The organism is Streptomyces sp. ADI96-02, assembly GCF_003846185.1.
Taxonomy (GTDB): Bacteria; Actinomycetota; Actinomycetes; order Streptomycetales; family Streptomycetaceae; genus Streptomyces.
The window spans coordinates 2,156,642-2,169,555 of sequence record NZ_ML123034.1; the positions used below are offsets into that span (position 1 = coordinate 2,156,642).

The following is a 12,914-nucleotide window of genomic DNA, read 5'->3' on the forward strand; positions in this document are numbered from 1 at the left end:
CGCCGCCGCTCCGCGACCAGGATGAACCCGGGCGGAACGACCGGGCCGCTCCTGACCGGGGAGGTGCGGTGGCGGTGGCGGAGAAGGATCTGATCGACTGGGACATGAGCGGGTGCCTGGAGACGGGCGGCGGCCCTGCCTCCTCCTCGCCCTCCCCCTCCCCCTCCACCCCCGTCCCGCTCTCCGGCTCTCCGGCCGCCGCGACCGTCGCTTCCCCGGCCGCCACGTCCGCTTCCGCCTCCGCGACCGTCGCTTCCCCGGCCGCCGCCGCTCCCGCCGCCCCGCCCGTAGCCGCTCCCGTGTTCCCCGGGCCGGCGGGTGACCGGTGGTGGCTGCCCGGCGTGGTCGACGGCCGGCCCCTGGACGAGCCCGACTGGGCGGCCTTCGTCCGCGAGGTCGTCGCCGGGGCACCGCGTGACGTGCTGGTCGCCGAGCGGGCGTACCCCGGGCTCAGCGGGTTCGGGCCGGTCGTCGCGCCGTTCGTGGAGACGGCGGCACGGCGGCTGCGGGACGCGCCGCCGCAGGACGGCCCGCCGTCCCGGCCGCCGACCGCCGGCTCCTCGCCCGTACGGGAGGACTTCCGGCGTCACCTGACCCGCCGGCTCGCCCGGCTCGCGGCCCGCACCCTGGTCACGGAACTGCACGAGGCCCGGCGGCTCGGCCGGTTGCGCGGGGCGGGCCCGCAGGAGCGCTTCCGCGACTTCGTGCGGCTGACCGCCGCCCGCGACGGCCTCGCCGCACTCGTCACCGCCTACCCCGTCCTGGCCCGCGTCCTGGCACGGGCCGCCCTGAACGCCGCCGACGCCTTCGCGGAGATGGCCGCACGGCTCGACGCCGACCGCGCCCTGCTGGCCCCGTCCGGGGTCCTCGGCGAAAGCGGTACGGGTCCGCAGGGCGGCGTCCTCGGCGCGGGCGGCGGGCCCGGGGCACTGACCGGGGTCGAGGTCGGCGCGGGCGACAGCCATCGGGGCGGGCGGTCGGTGATGCTGCTGCGGTTCGCCGACGGGTCCCGCCTGGTCTACAAGCCGCGCCCGCTCGCGGCCCACCGCCACTTCAACGCCCTTGCCGCGTGGTTCGGTTCACTGCCCGGCGCGCCGAGTCTGCGGGTTCCGCGCGTCCTGGACCGGGGTGACTACGGCTGGGCCGAGTACATCGAGGAGCGGCCCTGTGCCTCGACGGCCGAGACACGGCAGTTCTACCGCCGCCAGGGCGCGCTGCTCGCCCTGCTGCACACGCTGGACGGTACGGATCTGCACCACGAGAACCTGATCGCCTGCGGGCCGCACCCGGTCCTGGTCGACGTGGAGACGCTCTTCCACCCGCCGCTCGGCCCGGCCCGCTCCGCCGATCCGGCCGCCCGCGCCCTGCACGACTCGGTGCACCGGGTCGGGCTGCTGCCCCAGTTGCTGGTCGGGGACACCACCGCGCTCGACATGTCCGCCATCGGCGGGGGCCGGGCCGGCTCCTCCCCGATCGAGTCCGCCGACTGGGCGGAGGCCGGGACGGACACGATGCGGCTGGTGCGCCGGGCGGGGCGGTTCACGGAGTCCGCCAACCGGCCCCGGGTGGGCGGAGTGGCGGCCGATCCCTCGGCGTACACGGACGCCCTGTGCGGGGGCTTCGCCGCCGGATACACCGCGATCGGCGAGCACCGTGACGAACTGCTCGGCGAGAAGGGGCTGCTGAGGCTCTTCGCCCGGGTCGAGGTGCGGGTCGTGGCCCGGCCGACCTGGACGTACACGACGCTGTTGGACGAGTCGACCCACCCCGACCTGATGCGGGACGCCGCCGAGCGGCACCGGGTGTTCTCGCTGCTGCGCACCTCCGTGTTGGGCGTGTCCGCGCTGCCCGGCCTGGAGGACGAGGAGATCGCGGAGCTGTGGAACGGCGATGTGCCGGTGTTCGCCACCCGGCCGGGCGGCGCGGAGCTGTGGAGCGGTACGGGCCGGGTGGCGCCCGCCGGGCAGGCCGCGGGCGTCAGCGGTCTGGCCCGGGTCGAGGCGAAGGTGCGCGCCCTGGACACCGTGGACCGGCAGGACCAGGAGCGGATCATCCGGGCCGCCATGGTGAGCACGTCGCCCGAACCGCCGCACCGGGCGGGGCCCAGCGGCCGGGCGCGGGCGGCGGCGACGGCTCCCGAGCCCGAACGGCTCCTGTCGGCCGCGCGGTCGGTGGGCGACCAACTGGTCTCCCTCGCCTACCGCGACGACGGCCGCACCAACTGGATCGGGCTGGACCTGCTGGGCGAGCGCTACTGGCGGCTCACCCCGATGGCGGCGGACCTGGCGGGCGGCTACACCGGGCCCGCGCTCTTCCTGGCGCAGCTCGCCGCCCTCACCGGCGCGCCCCGGTACGCCGAGGCGGCCCGGGAGGCCCTGACGCCCGTACCGGATCTGCTGGACGCGCTGCACGGGCGGGCGGACGAGCTGGGGGCGCTGGGTTCGGGGGCCTTCGCGGGTCTCGGGGGCATCGCGTACGCGCTGACGGAGGTGGGCTCGCTGCTGGGCGACGGGGAGGTGCTGGACTGGGCCGGTCCGGCCACCCGGCTGAGCCGCGCGGCGAGTACGGCGGAGGACGGCCGCGGGGTGCGCGGCGGGGCCGCCGGCGGTCTGGTGGCGCTGCTCGCGGTGCACCGCGCGACGGGCCGGGCGGAGGCGTGGCGGGGCGCCGAGCACTGCGCCGAGCGGATCGCCGCCGCCTCCCTCCCCGCGGCGGGGGGCTTCGCCGAGGGGGCGGCGGGGATCGGCTGGGCTCTGCTGCGCTTCGCCGGGGCGGGCGGCGGCGCTTCCTACCGGGAGGCCGGGATGCGGGCTCTGCGCCGCGCCGTCGGCGCGGCGAGCGGGCCGGCCTGGTGCGACGGCGCGGCCGGTGTCGCGCTGGCCGTGGCGGACAGCCCCGACGCACTCGCCGACCCGGAGCTGTCCGGTTGGCTGGCGGCACGCTCGGGCGAGCTGGCCGACTGCGCGCCGCTCGCCGACGACAGCCTCTGCCACGGCGAGTTGGGCCTGCTGGAACTGCTCGGCCACGAGTCCCTGCCCGCCGCGCGCGCCGCGTGGGTGCGCCGGGCCGGGGCGCTGCTGGCCGCGGCGGACCGGGCGGGGCCGCAGTGCGGGACGCCCGGCCGCGTACCGCATCCGGGGCTGCTGACCGGGCTGTCGGGCATCGGGCACGGGCTGCTGCGGGCCGGGTTCCCCGACCGGATCGGCTCCGCGCTCCTCCTACGGCCGTCCCCGGCCGGCCGCTGAGACCCGTCCGCTCCACCTGTTCCACCCGCGCCGGCCGCTCCACGCGTGCCGCTCGTTCCACCCGTTCCACCCGTTCCACCCGTTCCACGCGGGCGGGCGCTCCCGCTCCGACCCGCTGTCGTCGAGGACCGACCCCACCAGAGGATGAGGCAGAGATGAAGCAGTTCAACGAATCGGCCATGCGGACGTCGGGCGAGACGGCACACCAGGGTGCGCCCGAACACCCGGCCGGGCAGATCACGTTGGGGTCCACCGGAGGACTCGCGGCGCGGAGCAGACTCCTCAGCGCCTCGGAGGGGGAGGGCGGTTACACCATCGACCAGCCGTGGACCACCATGACGTCCCCCTTCTGACCGGATCCAGCCACGTCGTCGGCAATGCGGCGGAATGGACCGCTGCCGCGTGACGTGCAGCTCCAGTAGCCTGCGGCCATGCGAGCGACTTCGCCGGTCATCGTCGGACGGGACGAGGAGATCGGCCTGCTGAGCAGCGCCCTGGACGCCGTACGACGGCGTTCGGGGCGCGCGCTGTTCCTCCTCGGGGAAGCAGGCGTCGGCAAGTCACGGCTGGTGGGCGAGTGCGCCTACCGGGCCTACGGCCTCGGCATGCCCGTGCTGCGCGGCCGGGCCACGTCGACCGGGCTCGTCGTCCCGTTCCGGCCGCTCGTGGAGGCGCTGTCGTCCCGCTTCCGGGCGGCGGGCACCCCGACCGACCCGGAACTGACGCCCTACCACCCGGCGTTGGCGCGACTGGTGCCGGAATGGCGCAAGGACGCCTCCCCCGGCTACCCGGAGACGGTGGTGGAGCTGGCGGAGGCGCTGCTGCGGCTGCTGTCCGTGCTGGGGCGCGAGGCGGGCTGCGCGATCCTGCTGGAGGATCTGCACGACTGCGACACGGAGACGGTCGCGGTCGTCGAGTACGTCATCGACAACCTGGCCGATCTGCCGATCCTGCTGCTGGGCACCCTGCGCCCGGAGCCGGGGGCGGCCCTGGACCTCGTACGCTCCGCCGAGCGGCGCCACTGCGCGGCGGTGCGGGAGATGGGTCCGCTCGACGACGCGCAGGTGCGCGCGCTGACCGGTGCGTGCCTGGAGTCGCCGCCCGAGGAGATACCCGAGGCGGTGCACCGCCGGCTCACCGAACGCGCCGCGGGCAACCCGTACCTGCTCGAAGTGCTGCTGGCCGATCTCCTGGACACCGGCAGGCTCCGGCGGACCGACGGCGAGTGGGTGGCGGCGGACCAGGCGGAGGACTCCGTGCCCTCCGACATCGTCCGCAGCTGGGCCCGGCGGCTGAAGCGGCTGGACGAGCCGGTGCGGGACCTCTTACTGGCGTCGGCCACGCTGGGCAGCCAGTTCTCGGTGACCGTGCTCCAGACCGTCACCGGCTTCGAGGACCGGGCCCTCTTCACCCACCTGCGGTCGGCGGTGGAGGCGGGCGTCATCGCGCCGGACGGCGCGGCCCCCGACCGCTACGCCTTCCGGCACTCGCTGACCGCCGAGGCGCTGATCTCCTCGCTCGCTCCGGCCGAGCGCGCGTCCCTGGCCCGCCGGGCCGCCGCGGCCATCGAGCACTCCGGCCGGCCGCTCGACGAGAACGGGCGGCAGCTCGTCGCCTCGCTGCAACTGGCCGCGGGCAACCGGGCGGACGCCGCCCTCCAGTTCGCGGAGGCCGGAAGACGCCTGCTCGCTTCGGGAGCGTACGGCTCTGCCGTGGTGCTCCTGGAGCGAGCGCACCCGCTGGCCGCCGAGGCCGACCGGGCCGCCGTCGCCGAGTCCCTGGCGGTGGCCCGCGCCCAGGGCGGCGATCTGGACGGCGCGTTGGCGCTCGCGGACGCGCTGCCGCCCATTCCGGCGCGTTCCGAGCCCGCCGCCCGGCGCGGCGAGGTCCATATCGAACTGGCCTGGGCGGCCGTCATGGCGGAACGTTCCGCCGACGCGGCACGGCAGGTCGACGCCGCCCGCGCCCTGCTGGGGCCGTCGCCGCCGCCGGGCCGCCGGGCCGCGCTCGTCGTGGTCGAGGGCCATCTGGCGCTGCTTCCCGGGCACGGGCAGCGGCTCCCGGGTCCGGCCGATGCCCGGCGGACCGTGCGGGAGGCGGCGGAGACCGCGGAGGCCCAGGGGCTGCCCGTCGTCGCCTGCCAGGGCTGGCAGTTGCTGGCGCTGCTGCTGCGGGAGGAGGGGTTCGACGCGGCGGACGCCGCCCTGGAGCGGATGCTGGCGCTGTCCACCGAGCACGCCCTGCCGGTGTGGCGGGTGGAGGCACTGGTGAGGCTGGGTGCGAACGCCTTCATGCGGACCGGTGACGCCTCCCGGCTGGTCTCCGCGCGGGCGGCGGCCACCGAGCTGGGCGCGCTGCTGCTGACCCGTACGGTCGACGGGCTGCTCGCGATGAACGCCGTGCTGGGCGCGCGGTGGCAGGAGGCGCGGGAGATCATCGACGGTTCGGCGGAGGCGAGCGCCCGCGTCGGCAACCTGTCCGCCCACCGCTATCTGCTGCTGGCCGGGGCGACGATGGCGGCGCACCGGGGCCGGCGGCAGGAGATGGACCGGGCGCTGGCCGCGTTCCGGCGGGCGGGCGGCGAGCAGTCCCTGCTGGTGCCGCTCCAGTCGGGGCTGTGCCGGGCGTTCGGCGCCCTCCTCGACGAGGACCGGGAGCGGGCCCTGTCGGGCCTGGACGCCGCGCTGGCCTGGGAGTCGGACCATCCGAGCTACTTCTACCTGAGCGGGCGGTACGGGCTGCGCCCGCTGCTGCGCGTCCTGGCGGGCGAGGCGGACCGGGCCGAGCTGGCTCAGGTGCGGGCCTCGTCGGGGGCCTCGCTGGCCTGGAACCGGCAGTTCCTGGAGCTGGCCGAGGCGGTGCTGCTGGGCCGGGAGGGGGACGCGGCCGGGGCCGCCGGGGCGATGGCGTCCTTCGACGTGTCGTCCGCCCCGTTCCCGGTGGCCCGCCATCTCGGGCTGCGGCTGGTCGCGGAGGCGGCGGGAACGGACGGGTGGGGCGAGCCGGTGGCGTGGCTGCGGACGGCCGAGGAGTTCTTCTACGGGGCCGGGGTGAAGCCGGTCGCGTTCGCGTGCCGGGCGGCGCTGCGGCAGGCCGGGGCGAGCGTGACGCAGCACCGGGGCGGCTGGGACCTGATCCCGTCGCCGCTGCGGACCAGCGGGGTGACCCCGCGCGAGTACGAGGTGTTCGTCCTGCTCCCGGAGCGGCCGGGGAACCAGCAGATCGCCCGGCGGCTGTCCATCTCGCCCCGCACGGTGGAGAAGCACATGGCGAGTCTGCTCAGCAAGACGGGGCGTGCGGACCGGGCCGCGCTGTGCGAGTTCGCCGCCGAGTGCGCTGTCGAGCCGGTCTGAGGCCGGTGGGAGGCCGGTCCGCGGCCGGTGGGAGGCCGGTCTGCGGCGCACGGTCGGGACCGGTCCCGTCGGCGGGCCGGTCAACATGGGGGCGCGGGGCCGTTTCGGTCGGGTGCGGGCACGGAAAATGCGGGTGGGGCCCCGATGCGGCGGGGGCGCGGCGGTCGCAGGATCAGGACGTGCGTACGGCAGTCCGCCGCCCGTCCCCCTCCCGGAGGCCCGCCGATGACCCGACCTCCCGCCCGTACCGGTGCCGCCGGTGCGGTGCACTTCTCCCTGCTCGGCCCGTTCAGGGCCCGGCTGGACGGCCGCGAGCTGCCGTTGGGCCCGCGCAAACAGCGCCTCGTCCTCGCCACGCTGCTCTGCCGCCCCAACACCCCTGTCCCGGTGGACGTGTTGACCGACGCGGTGTGGCCGGACGATCCGCCCCGCACGGCGCGCAAGAACCTCCAGGTGTACGTCAGCGCGGCCCGCACGCTTCTCGGCCCGGCCGGGGACGGCGGTCGCGACCGGGTGGTGCACGGCTGCGGGGGCTATCTGCTGCGCGTCGGCGAGGGCGAGTTGGACACGCTGCGCTTCGGCTCGCTGGCCCGCGCGGGGCGGGCGGCGGCCGAGCGGGGCGACCTGCCCGGGGCCGCGCGGCAGTTGCGGGAGGCGCTGGACCTGTGGGAGGGGCCGCCGATGAACGATCTGCGGGACTCCGCCGGGGTGGCCGGCGAGGCCGACCGGCTGGAGGCGCGCTGTCTGACCGTCTACGAGGACTGGGCGGAGACCGAGATCGAGTTGGGCCGGGCGGCCGTCGCGGTGGACGGGCTCGGGGAGTTGGTGGAGCGGCATCCGCTGCGCGAGCGGCTGCGGGTCGCGTGGATGAACTCCCTGCACCAGACGGGCCGGCAGGCCGAGGCACTGGCCGTGTTCGACGACTACCGGCAGCTGATGGCACGGGAGTTGGGCCTTGAGCCGAGCCCGGCGATGGCGGCGCTCTACCGCTCGATGCTCGGCCGCGGGCGGGAGGCCCGGCGGCCCGCCGCCGTCCGGGAGGCCGGGAGCCCGGTGGCGCTGCCCGCCGACGCCGGTCCTTTCACCGGCCGCCGCGACGAACTGCGCGACCTGCTGGACGTGTTGGACGGCCGGGGCGAACGGGTGGTGGTCCTCTCCGGTCCGGCCGGGGCCGGGAAGTCCGCGCTGGCCGTGCGGGCGGCGCACCTGCTCGCGGACGGCTTCCCGGACGGCCGCGTCCACGTACGGGTGCGGCGGGAGGACGGGACGGCGCGCGGCCCGGCGGAGGTGCTGGCCGAGCTGGGGCGGCTGTGCGGGGTGCGGGGCTTCGAGCAGGCGGGCGGCGGGGTGGAGGGGCCTGCGGGCCCGGGTCCGGCCGGGGCCCCGGCGGAGGGCGCGGCGGTCCTCGCGGACGCCTGGCAGCGGTGGCTGGCGCTCCACCGGGCGTTGGTCGTGCTGGACGACGTGCCGGACGAGGGTTCCGTGCGGGGGCTGCTGCCCCGGTCGGGGAACTGCTCGGTGGTGGTCACGGCCCGGGGGCAGCTCGCCGGGCTGGCTCCGGTGCACCGGATCGCGCTGTCCGCGCTGGCGGACGGGGAGGCCCTGGAGCTGCTGGGGAAGCTCATCGGGGCGGGCCGGCTGCGGACGGACCCGGGGGCGGCGCTGCGGATCGTGCGGGCCTGCGGGGCGCTGCCGCTCGCGGTGGGGGTGAGCGGGATGCGGCTGGCGGTGCTGCGGCATCTGCCGCTGGCCGAGTACGCCGCCCGGCTCGGCGATCCGTCGGCAGCCCTGGACGAGTTGGTCGCCGGAGACGTCTCCGTACGGGACCGGATCGCGTCCGGCTGGCGGGACCTGGCGGCCGGCGACCGGTGGGCGCTGGCGCGGCTGGCCCCTCTCGCGCAGGACGGCGGCTTCACCCTGGACCGGGCGGCGGCGGCGCTGGGCTGCGAGGAGCGGGCCGCGATCCGTGCCGTGGAGTCGCTGATCGACGCGGGCGCGGTGACCTCGCCCGCCGGGGAGGTCACCGCGCACGCCGCCCTGTACGAAGTGCCGCGCCTGCTCTGCCTGTACGCCGGTGAGCGGGACCGGGCGGAGGCTCGGGCGTCCCTGCTGTCCGAGCCGGCCGGGGCGCTCAGCCCAGGGTGAGCAGCGGCAGCAGGCCGTGCGGCCGGCCGCCCCCGGGGGCCGGGCCGTCGGCGGCCAAGACGTGCACGGCCAGCAGCAGCCCGGCCGCCCCGGTGGCCAGGTCGGCGGAGCAGCGCCGCAGCCGCGCGCCGGGCACCAGCAGCCGGTCCTCCCGGGCGATCAGATGCCAGGAGAGGTTGCGCACGGAGGCGAGGACGTCCGCTCCCACCGGTCCCGGGCCCAGCTCCCGTGCGGCGGCGACGAGTCCGGCGCGTCCGGTGAACAACCCGGGTTCCCGGACGAATTCGCTGGTGCAGCCCTTGCGGACGCCGGGCAGCAGGGCGGCCAGTTCGGGCGCTTCGCGCCGGGTCAGGTACTCCTGGGCGACGAGGGCGAAGCCGCTGCTGCCGTGGTAGACGTAGATGAGGTGGCGTTTGCCGTTCCTGACCTGGACGGTGCCGTCCGGCATGGCGACGCAGTGCGCGGCCTCCCGGCGCAGGGCCGCTCCCGCCGCGCGCAGCAGCCACTCCTCGCCGGTGAGCGCGTGCAGTTCGAGGTGGAGCAGGGCCGCACCGCTGAGCCCGCGCAGCAGTCCCGCCGAGGGCGGCGCGGCCGGTCCGCCGGCCACCGGCTCGCCCCGGACCAGGCAGTCCAGGTCCCAGGCGGTGCGCAGGGCCGTGTCGAGGAGTTCCGGGTCCGGCGCGGTCCGCCCGGACGTGGCCAGCCGCAGGGCGGCGAGCGCCGTGCCCGCGCGGCCGGACATCAGGTCGGCGGAGGCGGACGGGGGCGCGGCGGCGGCCCGCGCGAAGAGTTCGCGGGCGTCGTCCGGGCGGCCGAGCCGGTCCAGCACGACCGCCGTGCCCGGCAGTCCGTCGAAGAGGCCGCCCGGCGCGGCCGGGTCCCGGCGGCGGGCCGCGTCGACGAGCCAGTCGGTCCAGGCGTCCGGGACCGGGGCGTGGACGCTGTGCAGGGCGTGGAGAACGCCCGCCGCGCCGTGGGCCAGGTCGGTGCCGCCGGTGGCGAAGGACTTCGGGTCGCCGGGGAAGAGCCGGTCGCGGCGGTCGGGCGTCGCGCCCGCGTGGATGCCGGCCAGCAGGCGGGTGCGGAGTTCCGCCCAGTCGGGGGCGGGGCCGTCGAGGAGGGCGGCGATCTCCGCCTCCCGGTCGGTGCGGCCGGGGCCGCGCTCCAGGGCGGCCGGGCGGCGCGGGCCCGCGCCGGGCGCGAGGCCGTACCGTTCGCGGGCCCAGGCTTCCAGGGTGAGGGCCTTGGCCCGGTCGTGGCCGCCCATCTCGGTCAGCGGCATCAGCATGTTCAGCCAGGTCGCCCACAGGGCGTAGGCGTCGGCCTCGGCGCCCGGAGTGCCGGGCGGGGCCTGGAGTCCGGGCGCGCCCGCGACGGGAGTGCGGGTGTCGTCGAGCGCGGTGGCGTACTCGAAGTCGACCAGCGCGACGCGCCCGTCGGGGCGCAGGATGACGTTGGAGGGGTGCAGGTCTCCGAAGCGCAGCCCCCGGGCGTGCACGGCGTCCAGCGCGCGGGCGAGCTGCCCGGTCACGCTCTCCACCCAGGCGGTGTACGGGGCGAGTTCGGCCGGGGTGCCGGCTCCGCGCAGGAGGGCGAAGCGGGCGATGATCTCGTCGAACAGGGTGGGGCCCTCGATGTACTCCGTCATCAGGAACCGGTGCTCCCACACGTTCCGCAGGCCGTACACCTCGGGTACGCAGTCGAGCCCGGCGAGCGCGGTCAGGGCCCGGTGTTCGCGGTGCAGCCGGGTCACCGCGTCGTCGCCGACGGCGTCGAGCCCGCAGTGCGGTCGGGCCTCGCGCAGCACCACCCGCCGGCCGTTCCCCCGGTGCCGGGCGAGGTAGATGCCGCCGGCGTTGGAGAACTGGAGCGCTTCGTCGACGACGTACGGGAAGTCGTCGTCGCGGGCGGCGGCACGGGCGGCCAGGTGCGGGCGCAACTGCTCGGGCACCGGGACCCAGCCGGGCACCCGGAAGACCACGCCGCGCTCGTCGGGCACGAGTTCGCCGGAGGGGTGGCGCAGGGCGTGGACGCGCTCGCCCTCGGCGTCGAGGCACCAGCGTTCGACGAACGCCCCGTAGCGTACGTAGACGGGGGCGTCGCCGATCCGCAGGTCGCTGAGGATGTACGGGCCGCGACGGCCGGTCAGCGCGCGGGTCAGGTCCTCCAGGACCCGGGTGAACGCCGTCTCGTCGCGCGGGTAGAGCGTGAGGAACTTGCCCGCGCCGCCGCGCGCCATGTACTTGTCGGACATCAGCAGCAGCGCCCGCTCGCTGCGCAGGAACTTGAACGGCACCCGGTGCTCCCGGCAGATCCAGGCGGTGTCCCGCAGGGTCTCCGCCGCCTCCTCCGGGACCGCGGAGACGTGGATCTTCCAGCCCTGTTCGGCCAGTTCGCCGTCCTCGGGCAGGTGGGAGGTCCACAGGCCGCCCGCGACGCGCCGCCATCCGGGGGGTGGCGGGGCCGCGTCGAGCGGGTAGCGGGAGTCCTCGTCCGGCAGCCGCGCCGGGGTGTCGTAGTACGTGCGGTCGGCGAGGCAGTAGAGCTGGGTCTCCTGAATGCCGGGCATGGCTGGCCTCCTCGGAGCGCGCCGGAACCGGCGGGCGTGGTGGGCGGGTCGGTTCGGGCCGGGTGCGGTTCGGCTCCGGTGGGTTCGGTTCTGGCCGGTTCGGCTCGGGTCGGGTCGGGTCGGCTCGGGTCGGTTCGCGCCGGTCCGGCTCGTTCGGCTCGTTCGGCTCGTTCGGCTCGTTCGGGCGGGGTGGCCGGTGAGGGCGGCTCAGGTGGCGTTCGCGCGGCCGGGCGTCCCGGCGCTCTCGGGCCGGTCGCTTCGGGGCCGGTCGTCCTCCGAGGCGTCCGGCGGCTCCGCGTCGGCGTCCGGTCGTGCCCCGCCCCGGGCCGAAGGGGCGAGGGTGACCACGAGGGCGGAGACGCCCAGCACACCGGCCAGGACGCCGAAGGCGGGACCGCTGCCGAGGGCGGTCAGCAGGGCCCCGCCCGCCAAGGGGCCGAAGGGCTGGACGAGCGAGGAGAGGAAGCCCGCCGCGCTCTGGACCCGGCCGACCCGGTCGTCGGGCGTCACGACGAGCAGGGTGGACAGGAAGCCGATGCTGGCGATGGTGGCCAGGCAGGTGCACAGCGCGCAGAGCAGCCCGGCCACCAGCGGACTGCTGAACCAGGACAGCACGCCGGCGGTCAGCACGCAGGTCCAGCAGGTGGCGAGGATCAGGCCCCAGGTGTGGCGCTCGGGGTTCAGCCTCGGGGCCAGCAGCGCCCCGGCGAGCGACCCGGCGGACGTACAGGTGATGACGAAGCCGCCGCCGAGGCCCGTCCGCCCGCTGTCGGAGAAGACGGTCAGCGCGGTGAAGGTAAGCGCGCCGAACGCGAAGTTCATGCCGAGGCCGAAGACGAGCAGCACGGTGCGCAGATAGGGCAGTCCCCAGAGGAAGGAGAGCCCGGCGGTCAGCTCCCGCTTGCTCAGCACCGGACCGGCCGCCTTGAGGGACCGGGACCGGGTGCGGACGAGGGCGACGCAGAGGGTCGACAGGAGCAGCCCCACGACCTCGGCCAGGAACGGCAGGACGGGGTGCACCGTGAACAGCGCGCCGCCGATGAGCGGCCCGACCAGCCGGGCGGTGGCCGTCCGCGCCTGGAGCCGGGCGGTGGCCGTGCCCATCCGGTCCGGCGGCACCACCGCGCGCATCAGGCCGAAGGAGGCCGGACCGTACACGCTGTTGATCACCGCGGCGGCCGTCGCGGTGAGCAGGACGAGCGCGATCGGCGCGTGCCCGTTCCAGACGGCGAGGGCCAGGGCGCTCACCGCGATCAGGCTGCCGACGTCGCACAGCCGCATCAGCCGGCGGCGCTCGACCCGGTCCGCCATGACGCCCCCCGGCAGCATGGTGATCAGCACGGCGGCGACGGACACCGTTCCGACGGCTCCGGCCTGCATCGCCGAGCCGGTCGTCCGGAGCACGAGCAGCGGCAGGGCCAGGGCGGACATCTGGGTGCCCAGGACCGCGAAGAGGCCGCTCATCCAGAGCAGCCGGAAATCCCGGTTGGTGCGCAGCGGCGCGGCCATCGACAGCTCCCGGAGGTCGTCGGGCGAGAGTCAGGGTCATGTGCCGCTGCGGGCAGCGGCGTCGTGCCTCGGAACCACGACGGGGGACGGCCC

Annotated in this window: 6 protein-coding genes; 4 read left to right on the forward strand and 2 right to left on the reverse strand. The window is 76.6% G+C overall.

Features of this window, described 5'->3' with window-relative positions:
* Window positions 1–104 precede the first annotated feature (104 nt).
* The 4 genes from EES43_RS09440 (at window position 105) to EES43_RS09455 (ending at window position 8,743) form a co-directional block, all read left to right on the forward strand.
* Entirely contained in the window at window positions 105–3,245 is a 3,141-nt protein-coding gene (locus EES43_RS09440; RefSeq protein ID WP_124271865.1) for a type 2 lanthipeptide synthetase LanM family protein, read from the forward strand.
* Between the two features lie 155 nt (window positions 3,246–3,400).
* Window positions 3,401–3,598: a hypothetical protein gene (locus tag EES43_RS09445; RefSeq protein WP_124268320.1), complete on the forward strand. Its 198-nt coding sequence runs from the start codon at window positions 3,401–3,403 to the stop codon at window positions 3,596–3,598.
* Between the two features lie 78 nt (window positions 3,599–3,676).
* The gene (locus tag EES43_RS09450; RefSeq protein ID WP_124268321.1) at window positions 3,677–6,598 is read left to right on the forward strand and encodes a helix-turn-helix transcriptional regulator; all 2,922 of its coding nucleotides are present in this window, start codon (window positions 3,677–3,679) and stop codon (window positions 6,596–6,598) included.
* 225 nt (window positions 6,599–6,823) lie between these two features.
* Window positions 6,824–8,743: an AfsR/SARP family transcriptional regulator gene (locus EES43_RS09455; RefSeq protein WP_124268322.1), complete on the forward strand. Its 1,920-nt coding sequence runs from the start codon at window positions 6,824–6,826 to the stop codon at window positions 8,741–8,743.
* Here EES43_RS09455 and lanKC read toward each other — a convergent pair.
* Window positions 8,730–11,312, reverse strand: a complete 2,583-nt coding sequence (gene lanKC / locus EES43_RS09460; protein WP_124268323.1) for a class III lanthionine synthetase LanKC — start codon at window positions 11,310–11,312, stop codon at window positions 8,730–8,732. The two genes, EES43_RS09455 and lanKC, sit on opposite strands and share 14 nt — an antisense overlap.
* Window positions 11,313–11,519: 207 nt before the next feature.
* Entirely contained in the window at window positions 11,520–12,821 is a 1,302-nt protein-coding gene (locus EES43_RS09465) for an MFS transporter (RefSeq protein ID WP_124268324.1), read from the reverse strand.
* Window positions 12,822–12,914: the final 93 nt, after the last annotated feature.